The sequence below is a fragment of the Myxococcales bacterium genome (assembly GCA_016703425.1).
In the GTDB taxonomy this organism is placed as follows: Bacteria; Myxococcota_A; Polyangia; order Polyangiales; family Polyangiaceae; genus JADJCA01.
Genome location: JADJCA010000001.1, coordinates 113,270 through 136,382, shown reverse-complemented (window position 1 = coordinate 136,382; position 23,113 = coordinate 113,270). Strand labels below are relative to the sequence as shown.

General features: G+C 69.3%; 18 protein-coding genes, 1 other RNA gene and 1 pseudogene. 8 read left to right on the top strand and 12 right to left on the bottom strand.

Translation table 11 applies throughout. The features are described 5' to 3' along the window. Positions 1–111 precede the first annotated feature (111 nt). From IPG50_00540 to IPG50_00510, 7 genes and pseudogenes are all read right to left on the bottom strand, one after another. Entirely contained in the window at positions 112–690 is a 579-nt protein-coding gene (locus tag IPG50_00540; protein MBK6690690.1) for a hypothetical protein, read from the bottom strand. Then, positions 690–1,472, bottom strand: a complete 783-nt coding sequence (locus IPG50_00535; protein ID MBK6690689.1) for a hypothetical protein — start codon at positions 1,470–1,472, stop codon at positions 690–692. Before IPG50_00535 ends, IPG50_00540 begins: the two co-directional genes overlap by 1 nt. Continuing rightward, complete coding sequence (locus IPG50_00530) at positions 1,457–3,073, bottom strand: TonB-dependent receptor plug domain-containing protein (protein MBK6690688.1); 1,617 nt, start codon at positions 3,071–3,073, stop codon at positions 1,457–1,459. The genes IPG50_00535 and IPG50_00530 overlap by 16 nt, the downstream gene beginning before the upstream one ends. Then, a complete protein-coding gene (locus tag IPG50_00525; GenBank protein MBK6690687.1) occupies positions 3,052–3,918 on the bottom strand; it encodes a lysophospholipid acyltransferase family protein in 867 nt (288 codons plus the stop codon). Before IPG50_00525 ends, IPG50_00530 begins: the two co-directional genes overlap by 22 nt. An 8-nt stretch (positions 3,919–3,926) precedes the next feature. Further along, positions 3,927–7,626: pseudogene (locus IPG50_00520) on the bottom strand (FAD-dependent oxidoreductase). Then, positions 7,526–7,987, bottom strand: coding sequence for a Fe(2+)-trafficking protein (locus IPG50_00515; protein ID MBK6690686.1), 462 nt, complete (start codon positions 7,985–7,987; stop codon positions 7,526–7,528). Before IPG50_00515 ends, IPG50_00520 begins: the two are co-directional and overlap by 101 nt. A 167-nt stretch (positions 7,988–8,154) precedes the next feature. Continuing rightward, positions 8,155–8,943: an MBL fold metallo-hydrolase gene (locus IPG50_00510; protein ID MBK6690685.1), complete on the bottom strand. Its 789-nt coding sequence runs from the start codon at positions 8,941–8,943 to the stop codon at positions 8,155–8,157. Positions 8,944–9,161: 218 nt separating this feature from the next. Here IPG50_00510 and IPG50_00505 point away from each other — a divergent pair, with 218 nt between their 5' ends. Genes IPG50_00505 through IPG50_00495 form a run of 3 tightly spaced genes read left to right on the top strand, consistent with a single transcriptional unit; the run spans position 9,162 to position 13,201 of the window. Beyond that, entirely contained in the window at positions 9,162–10,085 is a 924-nt protein-coding gene (locus tag IPG50_00505; protein MBK6690684.1) for an FHA domain-containing protein, read from the top strand. A gap of 54 nt (positions 10,086–10,139) precedes the next feature. Then, positions 10,140–11,942, top strand: a complete 1,803-nt coding sequence (locus IPG50_00500) for a zinc ribbon domain-containing protein (protein MBK6690683.1) — start codon at positions 10,140–10,142, stop codon at positions 11,940–11,942. Further along, positions 11,939–13,201, top strand: coding sequence for a hypothetical protein (locus tag IPG50_00495; GenBank protein MBK6690682.1), 1,263 nt, complete (start codon positions 11,939–11,941; stop codon positions 13,199–13,201). Before IPG50_00500 ends, IPG50_00495 begins: the two co-directional genes overlap by 4 nt. Before the next feature lie 216 nt (positions 13,202–13,417). On the opposite strand, the gene erpA is transcribed toward IPG50_00495, so the two are convergent. The 3 genes from erpA to IPG50_00480 all read right to left on the bottom strand — a co-directional run bounded on the left by erpA (position 13,418) and on the right by IPG50_00480 (position 16,325). Further along, positions 13,418–13,741 carry an iron-sulfur cluster insertion protein ErpA gene (erpA, locus tag IPG50_00490; protein MBK6690681.1) on the bottom strand — a complete coding sequence of 108 codons (324 nt, stop codon included), beginning with the start codon at positions 13,739–13,741 and terminating at the stop codon, positions 13,418–13,420. 181 nt (positions 13,742–13,922) lie between these two features. After that, positions 13,923–14,337: RNase P RNA component class A (rnpB, locus tag IPG50_00485), an RNA gene on the bottom strand. A gap of 1,442 nt (positions 14,338–15,779) precedes the next feature. Beyond that, complete coding sequence (locus IPG50_00480; protein ID MBK6690680.1) at positions 15,780–16,325, bottom strand: Maf family protein; 546 nt, start codon at positions 16,323–16,325, stop codon at positions 15,780–15,782. A gap of 128 nt (positions 16,326–16,453) precedes the next feature. Between IPG50_00480 and IPG50_00475 the strand changes: the two genes are divergently transcribed. Both IPG50_00475 and IPG50_00470 read left to right on the top strand, forming a co-directional pair. Beyond that, the gene (locus tag IPG50_00475; GenBank protein ID MBK6690679.1) at positions 16,454–17,692 is read left to right on the top strand and encodes a hypothetical protein; all 1,239 of its coding nucleotides are present in this window, start codon (positions 16,454–16,456) and stop codon (positions 17,690–17,692) included. Continuing rightward, positions 17,689–18,408, top strand: coding sequence for a hypothetical protein (locus IPG50_00470; GenBank protein MBK6690678.1), 720 nt, complete (start codon positions 17,689–17,691; stop codon positions 18,406–18,408). The genes IPG50_00475 and IPG50_00470 overlap by 4 nt, the downstream gene beginning before the upstream one ends. A 15-nt stretch (positions 18,409–18,423) precedes the next feature. On the opposite strand, the gene IPG50_00465 is transcribed toward IPG50_00470, so the two are convergent. Further along, positions 18,424–19,353, bottom strand: coding sequence for a folate-binding protein YgfZ (locus tag IPG50_00465; GenBank protein ID MBK6690677.1), 930 nt, complete (start codon positions 19,351–19,353; stop codon positions 18,424–18,426). Between the two features lie 145 nt (positions 19,354–19,498). Here IPG50_00465 and IPG50_00460 point away from each other — a divergent pair, with 145 nt between their 5' ends. The 3 genes from IPG50_00460 to IPG50_00450 are packed head-to-tail and all read left to right on the top strand — an operon-like array spanning position 19,499 to position 21,650. After that, entirely contained in the window at positions 19,499–20,152 is a 654-nt protein-coding gene (locus tag IPG50_00460) for a hypothetical protein (protein MBK6690676.1), read from the top strand. A gap of 11 nt (positions 20,153–20,163) precedes the next feature. Then, positions 20,164–21,096, top strand: a complete 933-nt coding sequence (locus IPG50_00455) for a hypothetical protein (GenBank protein MBK6690675.1) — start codon at positions 20,164–20,166, stop codon at positions 21,094–21,096. Beyond that, on the top strand, positions 21,093–21,650 hold the full coding sequence (locus tag IPG50_00450; protein ID MBK6690674.1) for a hypothetical protein: 558 nt from the start codon (positions 21,093–21,095) through the stop codon (positions 21,648–21,650). The genes IPG50_00455 and IPG50_00450 overlap by 4 nt, the downstream gene beginning before the upstream one ends. Before the next feature lie 13 nt (positions 21,651–21,663). On the opposite strand, the gene IPG50_00445 is transcribed toward IPG50_00450, so the two are convergent. Beyond that, positions 21,664–23,016, bottom strand: coding sequence for a B12-binding domain-containing radical SAM protein (locus IPG50_00445; GenBank protein ID MBK6690673.1), 1,353 nt, complete (start codon positions 23,014–23,016; stop codon positions 21,664–21,666). Positions 23,017–23,113 lie beyond the last annotated feature (97 nt).

The following is a 23,113-nucleotide window of genomic DNA, read 5'->3' as shown; positions in this document are numbered from 1 at the left end:
AGCATGCACCCGGGGCGGCTGAAAAGGGGAAATGGGCAACGCGCGATTCCCAGGCCAAATGCCCTACAAAACGGCCGCTTACGGGGCGACGTCAGCCACCGCGAGGACACCTCAGAAGGAGACGCCGACGACGCGACCGCAGAGCGAGCCGCCGAGCTGGCCACCATTCTGCGCGAGCTCGAGATCGCAGGTACGGTCCGAGAGCGGCGTCGGCGGGTCGTAGATGGAGCCCGCGACGCTGATGGCTTCGCTGCGAAAGGCAAGCGCCGTCGTCGCGCCGGCGCTGACGGCGAGGACGCCCTCTTGGCGAAGCGAGCCGGCAAAGACGACGTCGAAGTTTGACCGCGGCTCGGCGTCGCGCTGCACGACGCCGCACTTCGTGAAGGTGTACGTGAGGCGCACGTCCGTGGTGCCCTGAAGCGCGTTCGACGTCGCTTCGCCGACGACGCGCACCGTCCCCCCCCGCAGGCACGGCACCGTGACGTCGTGGGCACCGGCGTCCTTGCCCTGCAAGGAGAAGTTGTACGCCAGCTTCACCGTCTCCCGGAGCGCTCGCACCGTGATCTCGTCGCGGCACGCGTCGGTGTCGCAGGGCGGCGGCGACGGCGTATTGGCGCTGCACGCCAGCGCCGGCCCCGCGAGAAGGAGCGCGAGCATAGCTGTGAGTTCGAAGCGAAGACGCGCACGCATCAGAAGCCTCCTTCAACGCCGAGGCTGGGAATCGTCACGGGACCAATCATCTGTGCCTCACAGCCATTGAGCGTGCAACGAGACGCGATGGCCTCCTTGCTCAGTGTCGCGTTCATCCACTCGGCGACGCCCGCTATCCAAGTCTTCTTGCCGAGCTGCCACCGCTTTTCGAGGCGCAGGTCGACGCGAAAGAACGCCGGCAATCGATCGCTGTCGATGCCCGGCCCCGGCGCCTGCGGGAGGCCCGTGTAAAAGACCGTGCGCGCGCCGGCTCGCCAGCCGCGCCCCAGATCGTAGGCCGCGGCGACGTTGCCAACGTGCGTGCGATCGAACGACGCCACAAAGGTGCGCGTCCCGAAGCTGCGCGTCGAGCGCGAGAGCGTGTACGAAAGGAAGCCGCCGAGCCGCTGGGTGAGCTTCCGCTTGATGAAGAGCTCGAGGCCGTAGGCGCTGCCGAGGGTCCGCGCCTCGAAGGCCGCCGCCGCGTTGCGCGTGCCCACGCTGTCGGCGCCACCACCGCCGCCGCCGGTGCGATCGGGGCCCAGCGTGCCGGGGCGAAACCGCGGTGTCCCGCAGGCCGTCCCGCCGCCACCACCGGCGCCAGACAGGCCACGATCGCCTGCCAGGGAGCCCGTCGGCAGCGAGCCCGGCGGGCAGCCGCTCGGATCGCGCGCCTGAGTGCTCAGCGAATCGGTCATGTCGAAGAACGCGTTGTGAAAGAGCGTCACCGTGGCGACGGTCCCAGGCAAGAGCTCGTGTTCGATGCCTACGCTCTCTTGCATCGCGCGCTGCAAGCCGCCGCGCAGTCCGCCCGGCTGAACGCCCGGCAGCGGAACGACGAAGGACGGCGCTTGGTGCGCGAGCCCCAGCGCCGAGAGAGGAGCTTCGTCTTCTCGCCCAGTGTTGTGCGCGTCGCGAGCCTCGGGTCGACGCCCACGGCGCTCGCGCCGGAGGAGGTAAACACGTCGGAGCGAACACCGGGCACCAGTTCGAAGCGCCGCGACGCGAGCACGACCGCGTCCGCACGAACGCCGAACGTCAAGTCGTCGCGACTCGGAAACTGCGCGGCGATGCGCGCCACCGACGGCCCGAAGGGGTCGGTGCCGGTCTCCACCTCGAAGGACTCCAAGAGCAGATCGGTGCCGGCGCGAAAAACGACGTCGGGATGCACCCTTTGCTCGAACTCGGTGCGTGTCCCCAAGAGCCTCGAGCGCACGAAGCGATCGTCTTGCACCCGCGTCCGGTCGAGGCCCAGCGTGACGGCGGTGCGGAGCGAGCCGGCATCGCCGAAGCGTCGGTCGTAGCGCACGTCGATGCGATGAAACTCTGTCTCGAAGCCGGTCAGCGTCGTGGTCGCCGTGCGCTCGCCGAGAAAGTCATAGGATCCAAAGGAGAAGACACTGATGCGATCGCGAGGCGTGACGTCGTAGCCGACGCGGCCCTGGTAGTCCCAATACTTTAGCGTCGTGTCGGGCGAGAGCTGCGTGAGGAGCGCCGCCGTGTACGAGTAGCGGCCGCCGGCGAGCGCAGCCCCGCGGCCGCCATCGAAGGGCGCCTCCACGAGCGCGCCCGCGTCGAAGAGCCGCAGGTTTCCCTCGCCGCGGACCTCCGTCGATGGCGGCCCGGTCTCGCCGGCCACGATGCCGCCGGCGTAGCGCCCGAAGCGCGCCGGGTAGCCGCCGGGGTAGAGATCGACGCGCTCGATAAGCGCCGGGTGCACCACCGACGGGCCCGCGCCGACGTGAAACAGGACCGGCACGCGAACGCCGTCCAAGAAGTAGCCCACGTTGCCGGGAGGCGCGCCGCGAATGAAGAAGAACGGCAAGCCCGAGACGATGGGCGTCACGCCCGGCAAGACCTCGACGGCACGAAACGGATCGCCGAAGACACCGGGGATCTCGCGCACCTCAGCCCGACCGAGCGAGGCCGTGCGGCCCGGTTCGACGCGGACGCCGCGAACGCGCACCTCTTCGTCAGGCTCGGAGGCCCACTTCGGCGCTGCCGCTTGAGGCGCCAAGGTCGGGTCGTCTTCCGGTGGTGGCGTCGGCTCCGTGAAGCGAACCTCGATGCGGATCCTCGCGCGCACCGGCTTGCCCCCACGGGTTGCCGGCGCGTAGCGAAAGCCTCGTGCCGCGGACGCCGCCGCGCTCGCGAAGGGCTCCTCGCCTTCTTCCGTCGCCGCCGAGAGCACGGTCCCGTCTTCGATGACGAGGAGCAGGAGTCGCACCACGCCGTCGCCATGCGCGCCTTCCGGATACGCGACCTCGGCGCTCGTCACGAGCTTCGGCGGCTCGATCGTTTGCGCGAGCGCCGACGTCCCCTGCGCCAGCGCCACCGCGCAACTCACCGCGGCGGCGCCGATCAGTCGGCGAAGTGAAACCATTGCGTCGGGTGCTCGCGCAGAAACACCGTGATGGCGTCGGCCACCGTCTGCGCGGCGCGCGCCACGGCGGCGTCGTCGGCGCGGCGCTCGATCTCGATGGCCTGGCTCGCTTGCACGACGTACTTTCGATAGCCGCGGCGGGCGCTGAAGATCGGCACCACCGGCGCGCCCGAGACCTGCGCGAGGCGAAACGGGCCCACGGGCATTCGGAAGGGCCTGCCGAACATCGTCACTGGAACGCTGCGCATGCCCTCGGGCACGCGGTCGACTTGCAAGGCGACCGTGTTGCCGTCGCGCAGGTGGCGAAGCAGCGGCAACGAGGAGAGCGGGTCGTCGCCGACGTGCGCGACGGAGAGGCCGCTCTTGCGCCGCGCGTCATCTTGAAGCTCGCGCGCCTTCTCATCGCGCTCGCCTTCCATGACCATCACGAGCTCGCTCTTCCGGTAGCTCGCGAGCAAAGGCCCGACGAGCTCCCATCCGCCGCTGTGAATCGTGGCGACCAGGATCCCCTTCTTCTTCGCCGCCGCGAAGTCGAGGTGCTTGCGCCCCACCAGGACGACGTCGGGGGCTCCCGCGTTCTTGGACCCGGTCGCCAAGATCTCCGCGAGGCAACCGGCGTACGAGGCGAACGTGTGGGTGACGTCGCGCGCTTCGCGCAGCGGGCCGTATTCGCCCTGGATCTGCCTGAGGTTTCGGAGCACGCGGCGCCGCTGCGTCGGCACCAGGGCGGCCGCCATGGCGCCGATGACCGCCGGAGTGTAGCGCACCCACCACGGCGGCAGGCGCTGCGCGCCCATGGCGGCGAGGCTCCGCAGGAAGTGTCCGTCAACGGCGAGCGAGGGCATGCGAAGCGCTAGACGCGCAGCGTCTCCGGGCTCTTCCGGAGCAGATGGTGGAGCCAAGCGTCGGTGAGCTTCTCCTGCATCGAGTTGGCTCGCAGCCGGTCGTGCAGGTGCTTCCAGTCGACGTGGTCGAGCTCTTGGTCCTGGTTGAAGCACGAGAAGACCACCGTCTCGACCTTGGTCACCGGGTCCACGTGCTTCTGCAAGCACTGCGCGCAGACCTCTTTCATCATGCACTGCATCGGCGAGTTGATGCTGCCGATGGCGCGCGGTCGCTTCGAGAGGTGCGGCTCGAGCACACCATGGCGGGCGTTCTTGACGGCCTCCATCATGCGGTCGGAGCCGATGGCGATGATGCGGTTGACGCTCGAGAGCGCGAATTTTCGTTCACCGAGCTTGCCGCTCGCGTACGCGACCATCGCCTCGACGATGTTTCCTCGAAAGTGCACGTCCCCGGCGCGGCGCGGCTCGATGCTCTTGCCCGTGTCGGTCGCCCAAATCACCTGATCGGTGAAGCGCTCGATGTCGTCTTGCTTGAAGAGGTCTTCACCCTTCTTGTAGCCGGCAAAGTAGAGGACGTTCGAGCCCATGGCCTTGAAGGCGCGCGATGGAGAAGAGGACCGCGTTGCCGAGGCCACCGCCGCACAAGAGCACCGTCTCGCCGCGCTCGATCTCCGTCGGCGCGCCAGTGGGGCCCATGAGCACGATGCGCTCACCAGGCTTCAGCGCCGCGCAAAGGCGCGAGCTTGCGCCCATCTCGAGGACGATGGTACCGAGGAGACCTTTGTCTTCGTCGATCCACGCGCCCGTGAGGGCCAGGCCCTCCATGGCCAAGCGATTGCCCGAGACGATGGGCGCCGCTGTCTCGAAATTCTGGAGTCGATAGAACTGCCCCGGCTTGAACTTCTTCGCCGCCAGCGGCGCCTTCACGACGACCTCGACGATGGTCTGCGTCAGCCGGTTGACCGCCACCACCTCCGCCGAGAGCTCCGCGTCGAGTCGCCCAAAGAGCGCGTCGCGCGCCGCGTCGCGCTCCTTCTGTTTTGCAGGATCGAGCGTCGCGAGCTCAGGAAAGAGCTCCACCACGCGGGCGTAGCCGTCTTTGGCGCTGGCCATGGCCTTCACGACGCTGCCTGCGTAATACGGGTGGTTGTCGCCGTAGAACGACACGGTCTTGCCGTCCTTCAAGTAGCTCGTGAAGAACCCTTCGGCGGCGTTCGTGGTCGGCTCGAGCGTGAGCGTCCCCGCCTCATTCCGAACCGCGCGGTGCGCCTGGAAATACTGCTTCTTCCGGTCGAGCACGAAGGTCCCTTCGTATTCGCGCTCGTAGGTGATGTTTGGGCTCGTCCCGGCGGCGACGCAGACGGTCTTCGCGGGGAGCTCGAGCGGCTCGCCGCCCTTACGCGAGAAGCGAACGCCACGCACGTGGCCGCGTTCGTCGAGGAGCGCTTCTTCTGGCGAGACGTTCTCGACGAAGCGAACGCCCTCCTCGAGGCACTTGACGATCTCTTCGTGGTTCAGGCGATACGCTGGCGAGTCCTTGATCGTCTTTCGGTAACAGATGGAGACGCCACCCCACGACGCGAGGAGCGGCTGAATCGCCGGCGGGCGCCCTTCACGGGATGCGCGCTCGCGTTCGGTGCGAATGGCCGCGGCGTGGGCCCGGTGCTCCGAAAGCGTGGCCCACTCTTCGTCGTCGAAGAGCGCCCGAACGCCCGACTCGCCGAGCTCGGTGCGCAAGACCTGGTAGCGCTGCTCTTCCTTTTCGACCTCGACGACGTAGTAGGCGAGCAGCTCCGTCGCCGTGTCGATGGCCGTGAGACCGCCACCGATAACGATGGCCGGCAGGCTCACCTGCAGGTTCGCCAGCGAGCTCTTCTTGTAAGCACCGGAGAGTTGAAGGGCCATCAAGAAGTCGCTCGCCTTGCGAATGCCGCGCGAGAGGTTGTTCTTCATGTCGATGACCGTCGGCTTGCCGGCGCCGGCCGCGATGGCGACGTGATCGAAGCCGAGGGCCCATGCGTCATCGAGGGTGAGCGTGCCGCCGAAGCGGACGCCGCCGTGGATGCGAACTTGCGGGTTGCGCGCCAAAGTCGCGTAGAGGACCGTGAGGAAGTTCTTGTCCCAGCGAACGGTGATGCCGTACTCGGACACGCCGCCGAAGCCGAGAAGCACACGCTCGTCGAGCTCGAGCGTGAGTTCTTGGAAGTCGCGCACCGGTCGCCGACCGCTGGCGGAGACGAGGGCGTCGGGCAACGGCTCGATCTTGAGACCGTCGACGGCGACGACGCCGAAGCCCTCGCACGCGAGGTGATGCACGAGCGTGTAGCCAGCGGGGCCGAGCCCCACAACCAGCACGTTCTTGCCGGAATACGGCTTGGCGTGGGGCCGCGCGATGTTGAGCGGGTTCCAGCGAGTAAGAAGGCCGTAGATCTCAAAGCCCCAGGGCAAGGCGAGGACCTCGGTGAGGACGCGCGTCTCGATCTGCGGGATGTTGACCGGCTCCTGCTTCTGAAAGATGCAGGCCTTCATGCAGTCGTTGCAGATGCGGTGACCGGTGCCGGGAAGCATCGGGTTGTCGATGGCGATGAGCGCGAGGGCGCCGAGCGAATCGCCGCGGCCGCGCACCAGGTGCATCTCGCTGATCTTCTCGCCGAGCGGGCAGCCGGCGAGCGGGACGCCGATGGGGTTCGCCTTGAACGGCCCAGGCTTGTGCGGCGGTCCAGAAGGCGCGGCGGCCGCTTGGGCCTTCGCGTCGCGCATGCCCTTCGAGCACGAGTCCTTGTCGCGATCATGGCAATAGAGGCAGTAGTCGATCTCTTGCTCGACCTCGCGCGCGCTTCCTCGGCGGTCCGTCAGCGCGAAGCCGTCGCGCTCGCGGGCGTGTGACGTCGTGCCGACGAAGGCTTCCGGCAACGCGGGCTCGGGACGCCGCAGCTCGACGAGGTTCTGGTAGTCGAGCGTGTGCGGCACCTTGAGCGAGGGCCACGTGTGCACCATGTCGTGCCGATCGGCGCGCCGCGCCGCGAGGTGCGCCTCGATGGCGTCGAGGGCGAAGGCCACGGCGGCTTCGTCGGTGAGCGACGCGGCCTCCGCGCCTTGCGCCTTGCGAATGGCGTCGCCGACGAGCTTGGCGCGAAGGCTGAGCTCCTCGGTCCACGTGGCATCCCCGCCCTTTTGAACCTTGCGGGCGACCTCATCGACCTCGTGAAGCAGGAGAACCGTCCGCGCCACGCGGAGCTCTTCGTCGAGCGGCGCGGGGACGAGCGCGGCCTGTGCAACCGCCGTGAGCTGCGCCGCGAGCTCGAGCGACGTTCCAGCTTCGCGGAACGCCTTGCCGGCGCCGTCTTTGAGCACGCGCTTCTTGGCGAACTCCTGCTTGAAGCGCCAGAGCGGCGCGCGGTCTTGCGCCGCTTGCGTCAGCGCGGCGACGTCGGCCTCGACGTTGAAGAGCCTCGCCACGAAGGCGCTCACCCACGGCGCCGCCGCGATGAGCGCCTCGCTCTTGTCCTTGTCAGCGAGCGCGCCGGACTCCCTGCGGTAGGCGTCGAAGGTCGCGAAGGCCTCGGGCGAGCGCTCCTTGAAATACTCGTCGAAGGAGGCTGAGAGATCACGGAGCCGCTCCGGAACGAAGAGGTCTTCGTAGCGATACCCGGCAATGCCGAGCACGAGCTCGTTGGGATCTCGGGTGCCGCCATCGGCGGGGAGCATGCTGGGGCGCTTCGCGTTCATGGAGTTCGCTCGACCGGTCAGTGTTGTCGCCGGCGTGACCGGCGCCTTTGTCAGCGGCGGGGACGAAGGCGGTCTGCGCCTCTTCGCCCTCTTCGAAGCCGAAGTAGACGGCGCACTGCTTGAACATGAACTCCTGACCGGCAGGCGTCGTGAGGTCGTATTTGCTGCCGGGGCCGCAATACGTGTTCACGAAGCGGACCGAGTGCTTCACCCACTCGGCCCAGGCTTCCTTGGAGACCTCCTCATAGAGGCGTCGCCCGAGGTCGTTCTTGTACGGCGGCTTGGCGAGGCCCGGCAGATCCTTGCCGAGCTTGCGACAGTGAACGATGCGATCGGACATCAGAAGTACCTCGTCGTGGTGGGCCGGGTCGTGGCTCCAGAGGAGGCCGGGCAAGCCGGTCGCCTGTGGGGAATACCCTTGGGTTTTTCAATAGTCGGACCCTCGCCCAGACGAAAGAGAAAGGAGGCTCCGCGGAGCCACCACGCAAGGGCCCGTCCCGGCCAGCCTTAGGCGAAAAGCGCGAGCTGAACCGCTCGCCGGGCACTCCCAACCTCGAATTGCGCCGTGCCAGCGTGCGGAATCACGTCCAAAAGCAGCTTTTGGGCCCTTCGGCGCACGGCCCGGAGGGCCCGCTCCGGCGTGTTGTTGACGGCCGAGAGGTGCCCCAGAACGATGCGCTCGACGCCCTCGCGCTCGAGCCGCGCCGCCAGCTCGGCGCTGTCTTCGTTGTCGAGGTGCCCGAGCGGCCCGCCAACGCGGCTGCGCAGCCGCGCCGGATAGGGCCCCGCGTCGAGCATCGCGCGGTCGTAGTTCGCCTCCAGAAGGACGGTGTGGCACCCCTCGAAGAAGGCCACGAGCGACTCGGGCACATGCCCCATGTCGGTGACCCAACCGAGGGCCGAGCGCCCCGCCTCGACGCGCAGCGCGATCTGCGTCACGTCGTGCGGGACCCGCATGGTCCGCACGGAGAACGGGCCCACTTGGTAGCGGTCGTCGACCTGCGTCGCGACGAAGGGGAAGCGGGCGCGGACGCGCGGAACGTGGAGGCCACGATGCAGGTAGACGGGCGCTTTGAGCGCGCGCGCGAGCGACTCCAACTTGGCAACGTGATCGTCGTGCTCGTGGGTGATCACGATGGCATCGGCGGCGCGAGGCAAAAGGTCGACCCCCATGGCGGCGAGCGTGAGGGCGGAGCGCTTCGGCCCAATGCCTGCATCGATGAAAATGCGGTGGCCTTCGTGCTCGACGAGGGCGGCGTTGCCGGACGAGCCGCTGCCCAAGAGGAAGACCTTCACGGCCCGAGAGCGTTGCTCGAATCCGTCGCGCGTTCAAGCGGCTGCTGCGCCAAACGGGAGCACCGGGCGCGTCGTCCTGCGCCGATTCGGCGCACCGCGGAGCGGCGCGGACTGCAATTGCCACGGGTTGGCCCGCGCACGGTCCTTGCGTGACGTCGAGCGTGCCCCCGCCCCCTCCCCACGCTCCGCCGGTCGTCGCGGCGCGGCCTCACCGCAACATGGCGACGCGAGCAAGCGGCGTCGACGCGCTCGAAGGCCACGCCGGCCCCTTGCCGCGCGTCCCTAGAGCCCCCTCGCCAGCCGAGACCTGTGCGTGGGCCAAAACGATGCACCGCGTGATGCCAGCACCAAGCGGCCCCGGACACCGCCTCTATTGGGCCACGGAAGGCACGTTTGGCGCGCGCGAGCTCGTCGCCGGCCCCGGTGCGTTCTTCATCGTCGGCCGCCATACGACCTGCGACGTCCTCTTTGACCTCGACCCTGGCATTTCGCTCCGGCACCTCCTCGTCCGGAGCGAGGTCTTGAGCGACGGGTGCCTCGTGCTCTCGATCCTTGAACTCGACACCCGCGAAGGTTTTGTCATCGCTGGGACGCGCCACCACTCGGTGGCGGTGACAGGTCCCGTGGTGCTCCAGGTCGGCGCGTACGTGCTCGTGGCCGTCCCCAGCGGCGAAGCACCGCCGGCGCCAACCGACGCGCCGGAGCTTCGGCGCGTGCATCCCTACCGCGAGCCGCCGCGCCGCGCCCTCGGCCGGAGCGTGCTCACCGACCTTCAGGCGGCCATTGACCTGAGCGCCCCCGCAAGCTCGCGAGAGCCACCGCGAGGCGAGCGGCACGAGCTCCGAGTGGGCAAGAGCGGGCTGTGGGCGCACGTGCCGCTCTCAGACCCCGAGCTCGAACGCGGGGTGCTCGTGGGCCGCGACCTTCGGTGCATCGACAGCGGCGCTCGCCAGTTCGTCACCATGGGGATCTCGCGCGTCCACGTCTGCATCTTGAAGACAGCGCGCGGGATCTTCGCCTTCGACACGGCCTCGACGCAGGGCACCTACCAAGACGGCGCGGCCGTTCGCCAGATGCGCCTCGAAGAAGGGACCGAGCTCGTGCTGGGGGTCCATGGCTCCATGAACCTGTCTTGGCGCTAGCTAGCGCGCTTTTTCACGGAGCAGAAGCGGCGGCGGGAGGATAGTCTCCCTCCGATGGCGATGCCCTGCCCTCAGTGTGGCACCCCAAACCAATCGAGCCCTGGGTTCTGCGCCCAATGCGGGACCGCGCTCGCTACCGCGCCGGCCCAAGCGCCGCTGCAACCTTCCGGTGCCGCGAAGACGGTCCTCGGGATGTCCGTCAACGATCTGCTCGCGCAGGCTCCGCCCCCCGCACCGGTGGCGCCGCCCGCACCAGCCGCGGCGCCATCGGCCGCCGGAGCGAGCCGCACGGTGCTCGGGATGCCGGCCATGGGTGGTCCCGTCGGGGTCGCGGGCGCGCCGCCCGGTGTACCGGCAGCCCCCCAAGCCGCGCCGATGCCAATGCCTCCCGGCATCGACGACGGCCGCGCCAAGACGATGCTCGGCGTCGCGGTGCCCGGCATCGCGCCCTTGCAACCCGGAGCGTCCATGCCGGCGCAGCCCAGCGCCGTCCCGGCGTCGGGGCCGGCGCGCGTGTCAGTGGCCAATGAGCACCGCACGATGCTGGGCGTGCCGGTGCCCGGACAAGCGGCGCCGGCCGCGCCCATCGCCACGGGCATCTTCATCGCGCCGGCACCGGCGCCGCTCGCGCTCGAGGCGTTGCCCGAGCCGCCGAGCCGCGTGACCAAGCGCGGCGCGCCGCTCGGCATCGTCGCCGGCGCGCTCTTCGCGCTGGTCCTCGGCATCGGGGGCACGGCCGCTTACTTGATGCGCGGCGGCAATCCGCTCGTCATTCAGGCCCGCCCGTCACCGCGCGGCACCGATTTGTTGCACATTGCATGCGACAGTTGCCCCGACGGGACCAAGCTGTCGGTCGGCGCCGCCGCCAGCGAGGTGAAGGCGAAGAGCTCCGACCTCGAGCTCCAGACGCCGCTCGTGGTGGGCGAAAACGCGCTCACGCTCCACATCGACCGCCCCGGTTCGGGCCGCGACGAAGACGTGAAGGCTGTGGTGCCCGTGGGCTTTCGCGTCCGCATGGACCTCGACAAGGTCGGCGAGAGTCCGCCGGCCGCGAAGGTCGTCGTCGAGGCGGCCCCCGGGGCCACTGTCTCGCTCGACGGCAAGCCGCTGGCGCTCGAAAATGGTCGCGGCACATGGCCGCTCGACCTGTCGGCCGACTGCGCCGGCATGGCCGACGAGACGCGCGCTGTCGAAAAGACCGTCACCTACGAGGTGACCCTCAAGGGACAGACGGAGAAGGGCGCTGTAACGGCGAAGGTCGGCGTGCCAGCGCTGCGCATCGACGCGCCCTTCGCCGGAACGGTGCTCGCATCCGAGAAGTTCACGGTGTCAGGGCGCACCATCAAGGGAGCCACCGTGACGGTGAACGGTCGGCCCGTCACCGTCGACGCCGCCGGCGTCTTCGCCGAAGGCTTCAGCGCTCCGACGTCGACGCCGCTGCCCGTCGAGGTGCGCGCCACGTTGCCCCAATCGGCGCCGCGAACGGTCTCACTCAAGGTGCGTCGCTCCGACCGCCTCGAGGCGGAGGCGCGGGCGGCGCAAAAGGCCGCGCTCAGTGCAAAATACACCGACATCTTGAAGGACGCGTCGTCCGTCGCGGGCAAGCCCTTCGCCGTCGAGGGAGACTTGGTCGACCTCCGCGCCACCAACCACCAGGCGGTGCTCCTCGTGCGGAGCGCCACGTGCGACCGCCCCGAAGGCTGCATCTTTCGTGTCCTGTCGGGGGCGCCGGCGGAAGGCAAAACCGGCACGCGGATCCTCGCGACGGGCCGCATCACGAAGCTCTTTTCCGGTGGTGGCACGGCGGTGCCGGAGGTCGAGGCCGACATCGTGGTGCCCGTGGGACGGCGACTTTGAAGGGTCGGGCCACGCTCGTCGCCTTGGCCATCGCCACCCTTTGCGGCTCCGTCGCAGCGTTCGCCCAGCGCGTCGATCCAGCTTCGCCCACGACCTTCGTCGTGGGGCCACCGCGCGGGAATCCTCGCGCTGACGCTGCGCGGCGCGGCCAGGCGGCAAGCTTGCCGAGCTCACCGCGCGTGGTGTGGCGCAAGACGCTCGAGCGCGCGACACCGATGGCCCCGCTGGCGCGGCACGACGGCGGGCTCGTGGCGCTCTCCACGGCGGGCGAGCTCATCGAGCTGGATGAGCTCGGCGTCGAGAAGGCCCGCGTCAACCTGACGCTCGCGACGCAGCGCACCGATGGTCGAGAGCCCGAGACGCCGGTGGCGGCCGCACTGCTCTCCGACGACGCGGTCCTTGTCGCCACGTCCTTTCGGACGCTCTACGTGGTGCGCGGCGGCGCCGTTCGTGCGCGCGCGCGCGTGGCCGACGATCGCAACGCCGCCGCGAGCGCCAGCGCCTCCGCGCGCGCCGAGCCGGAGCAAGCGTCGGCCGTCGGGCTCGACGACGGTGGCGCCGTCGTCGCCTTCGATACGGAGCTTGTGCTCGTGGACCGAGACGCCTCGGTGCGTGCGCGCGCGGTGCTCCCGGGCCCCCTGGGAGGTCCGCTCGTGACCGGTGACGGCGTCGTCTACGCGGTGCTCCAGAGCGGAAGCATCGCGACGTGGCGGCCGGGCGGCGAGGTGCGGCGCGTGGGCCGCTTTGGCGGTCCTGTCACCGGCCGCGCGCTGCCACTCGGGCGAGGCATCCTCGCGGCGGTGGTCGAGGGACAAGTGCTCGAGCGGTTCGATACGGCGCGGCAGACCGGCGGGGCCGTCTTCGCGTCCACGACGATGTGGATGGGGCCCGCCACGCTCGCGCAGGGCGGGCTCGCGATGCTCGGTTGGCAAGCGGGCCGCGTCTACGCGCTCGAGATGGACTTGGAAGGGCGCGAGCGACGTCGAACGGCCGTCGCGACGGGAGCGGGAACAGACGCTGGCGCGCCGAGCGGTGCGCTCGGCGAGGTGCTCGTGGATCGCGAAGGCCGCATCGCGTTCGTGGCCCCGGAAGGCATCGGCGGCGTGGTCGAGCGCGACGGGACCGTGCGGACCCTGGGCGAAAGCGTCTGCCCGAAGGGTGCGCGGCGAACCGGGACGAGCGGCCCCGCCGGCCTCGTGGCGACGAAAAAGGGATTCGTCATCGCGTGCGAGAACGGGCTCTTGATGGCCATCGAGTGAGCGGCGTGTCGGGCGACGGGAGCGAGGCTGACGTGGCCGGCTCCTCCTGCGGATCAATGGATGATCGAACGCGTGCAGCGACGTATCAGGACCTGCTCCGAGTAGCTGCGCTACTTGAGGCTGAGCACCAAGCGGACGCCGAGGCCATACGCCGGGCCCTTGGGCAGGTTGACCAACGCGGGACGCCCGCGTCGCCCCGCCCGCAGCCGTCAGGTCTCAGACCGAGAAGCTGCTGCCGCAGCCGCAGCTGCCCTTCACGTTGGGGTTGTTGAACTTGAACCCCGAACCGTGCGCGCCCTCGACGTAGTCGATCTCGGTGTCTTCGAGGTATTGGTGGCTGAGGGGATCGACGTAGAGCTTCACGCCCCGCGACTCGTATTCCTCATCCATCTCGCCGACCGTCTCTTCGAAGTAGAGGTCGTAGCTGAAGCCGGCGCAGCCGCCGCCGATGACGCGGAGCCGAAGCCCCTGCCCTTCGAGGTTCTCGGCGGATGCGATCTCTTTGACCTTCTCGGCGGCGCGTTCGGTGATCTGAATCATGACTTCCTCGGTCGGTCGGCACCGGTTGGTACGACCCGGAGAATATAGGGGATCGTCCCGCTGCTTGCCAGGACCGTTTCGGTCCTCATTGGCTGACCGTGGCCTGCTGAAGTGCGGGTACTTAGCACGCAACCCTCTCGCGCTCGCACAAAAGCAGAACGCCCGACTTTCGCCGGGCGCCTGGTCGACGTCATCCATAAGCCGAGTTCTGTCTCACCTAGGGTCGCCCCGTTGGCGAGAGCGGTCATTCCTCTAGGGTGGCCGTTGCCGGACACCTCGAGCAGCCTACCCGCAGACTTGGGCGAGCAACCCTTCGCCCCCTTGCGGAGGCGCGCCTGCCTATGTGGCCTTGCACCAGATGGGGTTTGCCGTGCCGGAGCCGTTACCGACTCCGCGGTGGGCTCTTACCCCGCCTTTTCACCCTTACCTCGCGCCTTGCCGCAAGCGGCTCGGAGAGAGGCGGTCTTCTTTTCTGTGGCACTGTCCTCGGCGTTTCCGCCACCGGGCGTTACCCGGCATCTCGCTCTACGGTGCTCGGACTTTCCTCCCGCCGCTCGGCTTGCGCCGAGTGGCCAGCGATCGCTTGTTCGGCGTCGACGCGGTCATCCTGGCATCGGACGTGCCCCTTCGCAACGAGGCCGGCGAGGGCTGCGACGAAGGGCGCGGCCACCAGGCCGTAGCGCCCAGCCCCAAAGAAGACTCCGTGGATGAGCGCGACGGAAGCCACGACGGCCGCCGTCACAGGCCAAATGGCCTCGCGTGCGCTGTACGGGCCCGCGAGCGCGATGAGGACTAGCAAGCCCGCGTAGCCGGGCGCCGCGTGGCGCGTGAGCGCGGACACGATGGACACGAGGAACACCACGAACACGACGGCGCGTCGAAGCGGCAACGGCCCTGCGACCGCGGGCTGCGCGCTGGCGTGCGCGGAACGACTCGGCGCACGAGCCCTGCGAAACGCAGCCACGAGCGCCAGCGCGAGCATGACGCGGCTCGCGACGAGGTCGAGCGAACCGAGGACAAGCTTGGCGCGCTCGCCAAAGGCGGCGGCGTTCGACTCGTGAAAGTACCAAGGCGCGCCGCCGAAGTAGTCGAACGTCACGGAGAGCTTCCGCGGCACACGCGCCAGCGCCGCCGGCACGTCCGCGCGAATGGCGCGCCACGCTTCGCGCTCGAAACACGCGTCCTTCTTCGCCTCGTCCCACACCTCTCGGCACGGCGCGGGCACGCGCAACTCCTCCCACGCCCCGCTGGTTGTTTGAGCGCCGATCAACAGGTTCCAGCCCCCGTTCACGCTCACGACCGCGCACCGATCCATCGCGCGGCAGTTCCGAAGCGTCCACGGCGCGACGACGACGACGGCCCCGAGGACGACCGCGGCGGCGGCGACGAAGCGCCCCGCGTGGCGCAGGCCCGCGGCCGCGAGCCAAGCGAAGGCCGGAACAAGCAGGAGGAGTTGCGGCCTAACGAGCGTCGCCGCACCGAGCAGCAGCCCGACGGATGCGGCCGCGACGCGCGCCCGCGCCATCGACGCCGCCGCCGCACCGACGAGCAGGGCCGTCGCGAGGCCGATGAGCGCCGCCGCCACGACCTCCGTCATGAGCGCCGCCGCGTAGGGCACGAGCGCTGGCGACAGCGCGACGAAGAGCCCCGCGAGCGACGCAGCGCGCACGCCCCATGGCCGCGCCGCGACGTAAGCCGCGCCCGCGAGCGACGCCCCCAGCAGCGCGCCAAGGACCATGGCCCAGGGCGACGATGCCCCGAAGAGCACGTAGCCCGCGGCCAACAGCCCGGGGTAGCCCACCGGATAGTGCGCCACCGGCGTCACGGCTCCGTCGGGCCACAGCCACGTGTAGCCAGCGCCTGAAGCGATGCGCTCGGCGAGCAGGTGGTAATACTTGCCGTCAGCGGCCGGTGGAAAGCGCCCAAAGGCCCACGTGACCACGGCGAGGCGCGCCGCGAGCGCCGTCGCGACGACGAGCACGATGCGACCGCGCTCGCGTTTGCGCATCCCAGCCGCCGCCGCCTCGGTCATCGCGCGTCAGTCCCAGAGACCGAGCGAACGGAGAGCGGTGAGCACCTCGGCTAGCGGCAAGCCGACGACGTTCGTGTACGAGCCCTCGAGGCGCGTGACGAAGGAAGCGGCTCCGCCCTGAATGCCGTAGCCGCCAGCCTTGTCGAGTCCCTCGCGAGAGGCCACGTACGCGTCGACCTCGTGGCTCGTGAGGGCACGCATGACGACGCGCGTGACCACGCTCTCCGCGTCGAGCACGCCGCCGCCGGCGGCACCGATCACAAAGCGCGTCACGACATCGTGCGTCGCGCCGGAGAGCAAAAGGAGCGCGCGGCGCGCAGCCTCCGCGTCGGCCGGCTTGTCGACGATGATCCCGCCCTCGGAGACGACCACGGTGTCGGCCACGAGCACGGCCCCGAACGACGCGGTCGCAGCGCGCGCCAGCGCCACCGCCGCCGCCAGCTTCGCCGCAGTCACGCGCTCGAGATAGCGCGCCGGAGCGTCGTTCGGCCCCACTGTTTCGTCGGCGCTTGGCGCCACGATCGCGAGCGGCAGACCAACAGCCGTCAACATTTCCCGGCGGCGCGGCGAGGCGCTGCCGAGGAGCAGCGGCCGCTCGGCCGACAATCGTTCGGGCGGGGAAGACACCACGACGGGACCTTGTAGAACATCCGCGGCCTCATGGTAAGGTCGCCCCGCCGATGCGTCGTTTTCCGTGCGTGGTCTCGCTGGGCGGTCCCTCCTTGGTTTTCGCCCTACTTTGCGCCCTTGGCGCGAAGACAGCCCACGCGGGCTCGTGCGACCGCCCCCTCGTCAGCGCCTGCGTGAACAGCGACACGCTCTGGCCCTCGGCAGGGCCCACCCGTTTCGCCACCATCGCCGGCACCCAGACGACGGCGCCGCAGCAGTTCTCCATGGGCCTCGTGGCGACGTACCTTCAGCGCCCCATCGTCTTGGCAGTGCCCTCGCCCGGGCCCACCGGCAGCAAGCAGAACGCCGTGAGCGATCAGGTCAACGGCAACTTCCTCTTCGGCTACGGCGTGACGAACCGTCTCGCACTCCACATCGCGCTACCGGTGACCTTTGGTCAAGCTGGGAGCGGCACCGCCGCCATCACCGGCGGCGAAGACTTGCGAGATACGGCGCTGCGCGACGTTCGCTTCGGTCTCGCGCTCGCGCTCCTCGCGGAGCCCCGCAGCGACGCCGCCGTCGCCACACCGGATCGCGCGCCGGCGCTCAACGGGGCGCTCACGGCGCGCCTCGACGTCTCAGCCCCCACCGGCGATCGCACCCAGTTTGCCGGCGAGCGCGGCGGCGTCTTCGCCCCCTCGCTCGCCTTTGGCGCGACCTTCGGTCGCTTCTTCGGCGGCGGCGAAGCTGGCGCGCGCCTTCGCGGCGTGTCGCAGTTCTCGGGCGCCCGCGTGGGGACGCAGCTCGCGTTCTCGCTCGGCCTCGGCGCGTCGATCCTTCCGCGCGACCTGCTCGCAGCGTCCGTCGAAGCGCGCGTCTTGCCGACGCTGACGGAGCAGTCCGACACTGTGCAAGGCGCAACGGGCCTCGTGAGCACCCCCAACGGCCTCACCATCACGCCGGCCGAATGGATGCTCGCGCTCAGGACGGCGCCGCTCATGGGTGGTGATTTCGTCGTGACCGGCGGCGGCGGCACGGGCCTGCCGCTCGGCGGCGAAGCGGTCACCCGGCCCCGCCTTCGGTTTCTTCTCGGCGTCACTTACGCGCCCCGCGCCTTCGACTCCGACGGCGACGGTGTCCTCGACAAGGACGACGCGTGCCCCGGCGTCGCCGGGATTCGCACGGTCCCCGCGGAGCTCGCAGCACCAGGCAAGACGCCACCTCGCAAGGGTTGCCCCTTGCCCCGCCAAGAGGACGGACCGCCCGTCGACTTTACGGCGCCGCTCGGCGCACCGGGAAAATCGCCATGAAGGGTTCGCTAGAGCAACTCCGCTCACCAGAGCGCCTCCCCGACGCGCTTTCCCGCTTTGGTAGCAGCCAGGCCTGGCTTCGCGGCGGCGGCACCGTCGCCGACGTCGTGCTTCGTTGCATCAAGCCCGATGGCGGTCTGTCGGACCGTCACTTCAGCGGAACGGCGCAGCTCATCTCGCTTGAAGCGTACCGGCTCGGCAGCACCGTCTCCGCGCCGAGCGTGGTGATCGCGCGCGACGCCGAGGGCGGCCTCGAGACCCTCGCCGGCACGCTCGTCGAAGCGCGCGTCGTCGATGTCACCCTCTTGGTCGTGGATCTCGCGCCGTCGGCGACGGTGCAGGCGGCCCCAGCTCCCGCTGCGACGGCGCCCGCTCCAGCGCCGGTCGTGCGAGAAACCCCGCCGGCGGCCCCCGTTGTCACGCCGCGCGTCGGCGAGGCTCCCCGCGAAGCGTTGGGCCTTTCGAGCCCGATGCCGCAGCGCCCCGCGCGACGCACCGAGTCGGATGCGCCCGGCACCGTCGTGCCCGACGCGGGCGACGTCGTCGAGCACTTCGCCTTCGGGATGTGCGACGTCCTCAAGACCGACGGTGATCGGATCCACCTTCGCGTGCAGAAGGATCAACGCATCAAAGAGATCGCGCCGGAGATGCTCCGCATCGTTGCCATCGACCTCGAGGGCACGCCGCGGCGCTTCCGGCTCGAACGCAAGCTCTGACGGTCCCTCGCTCCCTCAGACCGCCTTGGTGTGAACCCTCGCAACCGATTCACCGGCGCGAAGTTCGGTGCCCGGCTCAGCGAACGCCAGTTTGACCATCGCGAGCGCCGATGGGCTGCCCGGCGTCGCGCCAGCCACCACGCTGGTCACCTCCCCTGCCTCGCGGCCGTCGGGCGCCGTGAGCGCGGCTCCCGGGAGCAGCGGTCCTTCGAGCACGAGAGACACCAGCTTGCGCTTCACATGACCGCGAAGCTGCAACATGCACACGACCTCTTGCCCGAGGTAGCAACCCTTGTCGAAGGACACGGCGCGCGTCTCGAGGCCCGCCTCCTGCGGATACGTCGACGGCCCAAAATCGGCGCCAAAACGCGGCACCGCTTGCTCAACGCGGAGCTGCTCCATGACCGCCTCCGTCGCGAACGATCCGCCGGCGGCGCGGGCCGCAACAGACAGCACCTCGGTCACCGCCGGCCCGCGCGCGCGCGCACACGCGACGACGCCGCCGCCGAGGCCGAGGCGATCGCCGCGAACGACGACGATGTCGGGCTCGCCCTGAACGGTCTCGAGCACGCGGTCCGCGAGGGGCCCGTGCACCGAGAAGATCGCGAAGCCGTCGGTGGAGGCTTCGATCTGGGCGTCCTCCATCACGAGGTAGCGGTCGAACGTCTTTTGAAGCGACCCGGCCTCCGCCTTTGGCACGAGGGCCAGGATGCGATCGCCGTCTTCGAAGAACACGAGGTCCGCGAGAATGCGGCCCTTGGGTGACACCGCGAGCCCGTATTGCAGCACCCCCGGCGCGAGCTTCGTCAGGTCACTGGTCACCAAGCCGTTGAGCCAACTCCGGCGGTCGGCTCCGGTCGCGACGAGCACCCCCGTCTGGTTCGACTCGTCGGCGACGACGACGGTGGCGCGCGCGTGCCCCAAAGCGACGGAGGGATCAGGCATCACGGTGACTATCCCCCGACTCGTCACGGCCCGCAATCAATCCGCGCCGATCCTCCGCCCGCCGGCGTCGGGTTGGCTGGCCGCACCTCGGCAAGCCCGATTTCGGCGTCGTGTCGTCGTGCGATCCGCTCTAGCCTGTCGACCGATGCGGTGGCGGCCCTCCTCGATCCTCGCGCTGGCGGCCGTTGCCCTCGCGACGCCGGCAAGCGGCGGCGGAGAGCTCACCGACGACGAGACGCGGCGACTCTTCGCTGGGGACGCGATTCAGCGACCCCAGACGGTCCCCATCGGCGAGCGCCGCTACATCGGCGGTCTCGCCTACGCCGTCATCGAGACCTCGCCCGACGAGCTGACGGCGCTGCTCTCCGATGAACGGGTTCTCGAGCAAATCCTCCCGCGCACCAAGCACGTCGCTCGCGTAAGTCCCCTCGGCCGCGACACCCTCTACCAATTCGCGCAGGGCAACGCGCTCGTGACCGCCGAATACACCCTCCGGGTACGCCACGAGCCGGAAGCCCATCGCATCCGCTTCTGGCTCGAGCGGAACCGCCCTCACGCCATCGACGACGCGTGGGGCTTCTTCCGCTACGAACCCTTCGAGGGGCCCAGGGGCCCAGCCGTTCTCCTGAGCTACGGTGTCCTGGTCGACCTCGGCTCGGGCGTGGCGCACGCGCTCTACGAGGACCGCATCCGCGCCTTGGCCTTGACGGTCCCGGGCCGGTTGCGCGAATACTTGAGCCACCGTCCAAGGGGACCCGGGCAAGGTCCCACGACGAAAACCGTTCAACGGCGACCCTAGCCACCTCATCCATGTTCGGTCGAGTCCTCGCCATCGCCATGAACACGTACCGCGAAGCGGTACGGGCTCGCGTCCTCTACGGCCTGCTCGCCGCCGCCCTGGCGACCTCGCTCTACTCCGTTCTCGTGGCGACCCTCTCGCTGCGCCAGGAGACCCGCGTCGTGGCCGACCTCGGAGCGGCGTCGCTGTCGCTCTACGCGGTGCTGGTCGCCATCGTCCTCGGCGCCACGTCGCTCCACCGAGAGCTCGAGTTGAAGACGATCTTTCCGATCCTCACGCGCTCGTTGCGACGACACGAATACGTCGTCGGGAAATACCTCGGCACGCTGCTCGTGCTCGGGGTGTTCCTCGCGCTCGACGGCGCGACGGTGCTCGTCATTCTCGGAGTCATGGCGGGTCAAAGGATCGCCCTGCTCGCCAGCGTTGGCGCGGGCCTCGTCGCCGTGCTCGCCTTCGCCCTTCTCCGGGCGAAACACTCGCGTGTCTTCGTCCTCATTCCCTGGTCCGCGCTGCTTCTAGCGGCCGCGCTCGTCGTGGCGGAGCCGGCCGGCGCCGAACGACGGCTCGTGGCCGCATCGCTCACGCTCACCTTCGCCGAAGTCGCCATCGTGGCTGCCGTGGCGACGCTCTTCTCGTCGTTTTCGAGCCCCTTCTTGACGGCCATCTTCACCTTCGGCGTCTTCGTCGTGGGGCGCTCCGCTGACATGCTCGCCAACTTGCCCGTGAAGGTCTTCGGCGAGGGCGTCCGGACGGTGGGCGGCATTCTGGCGCGCGTCTTTCCGAACTTGCACCTCTACGTACCGCCGCGACCGCTCCTGCTCGGTCAGGCCCTCGACACGCCCTTGTGGTCCTACGTCCTAGGCGCGGCGCTGCACGCGGCTCTTTTCGCGACGCTGCTCCTCGCCGTCGGCGCGCTCATTTTCCGGAAGCGCGACTTTCAGTGACCAAGTCGCCGCAGCGCTCGCGCATCGCGCAGGGGCTGTCGGCTCTCGCCGTCGCGCTCGTCATGGTGGCTCTGATGGCGGCAAGCCTCGCGCTCCGCGGCCGAGCCGCCATCGCACAGAGCGACGAGGCGCGCGATCGCGGTGACATCCCCTCCGCCATCGTGCTCGCGAAGCGGGCGGCGCAGGCGCGCCTCGTGGGGAGCCCCTACCCGTCGCTCGGCTACGAGCGGCTTTTCGCGCTAGCCCAGGAGCGAGAGTCCGCTGGCGACGTCGACCTAGCGAAGAGCGCCTACCGCGCCGCCCTAAGCGCCGCCCGCTCCACCGACTTAGGCGACGCCGAGGTAGCGGCGCGGGCGCGGGACGCGCTCTCGCGCCTCGAGGGAAAAGCCGCGCCGCCGGCCCTTGAGCCGCCGCCTCGCTCACAGCGAGGGGTCTTGGCCGCCGGCAGCGTCCTCTTCTTCGGCGGCCTCGTGGGCATCGCGAGGCGCATGCGCTTCGCGACCTGGGCGTTTTGCATCGGCGCCGCGCTGACGCTCGTCGCCGCGCTCATGTAGCGGCAACGCGTCGTCACAAACCGAAGGGCACGTCGAGCGTGCGGTGCTTTCGCCAGTTGCGGTCGCCGCCAGCGATCTTTCGCTCCGCCAGTTCGTGCATCATGAGGTTGATGGGCCAGTAGGCCACGTTTTGGATCCACGAGTGGTCCAGTCCGAAGTCGTACCGCCGGCGGATGTTGCCGTAGGAGTACATGGCGCGCCACGCCTTGACCCATCCGGCCCTTAGCTCTTCGCGGCTCATCTGCAGCGGCTTGTAGAACGGCGCGTCGGTGTCGTGGTCGGGCGTGAGCCACCACCTGGGGCGCGTGAGCCGCCCCTCCGCCTCGAGGCGCTTGTAGAGGCGCGTCCCCGGGTACGGCGTCAGGAGCGCAAAGAGCGCCATCGTCAGTTGTGACTCGACGCAGAAGTCGACGGTGCGATCGAAGGCCTCACCGCTGTCTTCGTCGAGGCCAAAGATGAAGCTCCCCCAAACGGCGATGCCGTGGTCGGAGAGACGGCGCACGATGTCTGTGTACTTGCGAGGGCGATTCTGCCGCTTCCCCGCTGCCCGAACGACGTCGTCGTCGACCGACTCGAAGCCGATGAAGAGCGCGCGGCATCCGGCGCGGGCCATGACCTCGATGTTCTCGACACGATGCAACGCGGCAAGTGAAACTTGCGCCACCCACATCTTCTTGAGCGGCACCATGGCCTCGAAGAGCTCGTGGCTGTACTTCGTGTGGATCATCACGTTGTCGTCGCCAAAGAGCACGCGCGGGCCAACCTCCTCGAGCTCGGCGACGACCTCGCGCACCGGGCGAAAACGAAACGACGAGCCGTTGTAGGTCGAGACGCTGCAGAACTCGCACGGGAATGGACAACCGCGCGTCGTCTGCACCACGTCGAAGGGCACGTATTTGTACGACGACAAGAGCTCGCGGCGCGGCCGCGGGAGGCCCACGAGCTCGGGCCACTTCTCGTGTTTGTAGATCGCTCTGTGGATGAGCGATCGCGACCGACCGAGCTTGCCGGCCTTCGCATCGAGCACGACGTCACGCCAAAGCCACTCGGCTTCGCCGACGACCACCGCGTCGGCGTGCAGAAGCGCCTCGTCGGGCAAGGCCGTCGCGTGAATGCCGCCCAGCACCACCGGCACGCCGCGCTCACGATAGGCGTCAGCGATGGCGTAGGCGCGTGAGGCCGTCTTCGAGTTGACGCTGATCCCGACCAGGTTCGGCGTGTCGGAGACGTTCGCGAGATCGAGCGGCGAGAGGCCGTCATCGTGAAACGTCAGCTCGACGTCCGACGGCGTGTGCGCGGCCAGCGTCGCGACCCAGAGGGGCTTGATGTACGTCGAGTCCTCGTTGGAGGGCGCCACGAGATGCACGTGCATCCTCCAGGGATTGCACCGATGCCCTTCGGCGATCAAGGGGGTGTCGCAAAAGGCGGGTAATTTCGGCCCGTTTAGCCGGTCCGCCGCTATA

Excerpts from the sequence above, each read along its gene's own strand:
- IPG50_00525 (MBK6690687.1), bottom strand. The coding sequence starts at position 3,918 with ATGCCCTCGCTCGCCGTTGACGGACACTTCCTGCGGAGCCTCGCCGCC.
- IPG50_00505 (MBK6690684.1), top strand. The coding sequence starts at position 9,162 with ATGGCGACGCGAGCAAGCGGCGTCGACGCGCTCGAAGGCCACGCCGGC.
- IPG50_00470 (MBK6690678.1), top strand. The coding sequence starts at position 17,689 with ATGAAGGGTTCGCTAGAGCAACTCCGCTCACCAGAGCGCCTCCCCGAC.
- IPG50_00500 (MBK6690683.1), top strand. The coding sequence starts at position 10,140 with ATGGCGATGCCCTGCCCTCAGTGTGGCACCCCAAACCAATCGAGCCCT.
- IPG50_00515 (MBK6690686.1), bottom strand. The coding sequence starts at position 7,987 with ATGTCCGATCGCATCGTTCACTGTCGCAAGCTCGGCAAGGATCTGCCG.
- IPG50_00465 (MBK6690677.1), bottom strand. The coding sequence starts at position 19,353 with ATGCCTGATCCCTCCGTCGCTTTGGGGCACGCGCGCGCCACCGTCGTC.
- IPG50_00535 (MBK6690689.1), bottom strand. The coding sequence starts at position 1,472 with ATGCAAGAGAGCGTAGGCATCGAACACGAGCTCTTGCCTGGGACCGTC.
- IPG50_00540 (MBK6690690.1), bottom strand. The coding sequence starts at position 690 with ATGCGTGCGCGTCTTCGCTTCGAACTCACAGCTATGCTCGCGCTCCTT.
- IPG50_00530 (MBK6690688.1), bottom strand. The coding sequence starts at position 3,073 with ATGGTTTCACTTCGCCGACTGATCGGCGCCGCCGCGGTGAGTTGCGCG.
- IPG50_00455 (MBK6690675.1), top strand. The coding sequence starts at position 20,164 with ATGTTCGGTCGAGTCCTCGCCATCGCCATGAACACGTACCGCGAAGCG.
- erpA (MBK6690681.1), bottom strand. The coding sequence starts at position 13,741 with ATGATTCAGATCACCGAACGCGCCGCCGAGAAGGTCAAAGAGATCGCA.
- IPG50_00475 (MBK6690679.1), top strand. The coding sequence starts at position 16,454 with ATGCGTCGTTTTCCGTGCGTGGTCTCGCTGGGCGGTCCCTCCTTGGTT.
- IPG50_00480 (MBK6690680.1), bottom strand. The coding sequence starts at position 16,325 with ATGTTGACGGCTGTTGGTCTGCCGCTCGCGATCGTGGCGCCAAGCGCC.
- IPG50_00460 (MBK6690676.1), top strand. The coding sequence starts at position 19,499 with ATGCGGTGGCGGCCCTCCTCGATCCTCGCGCTGGCGGCCGTTGCCCTC.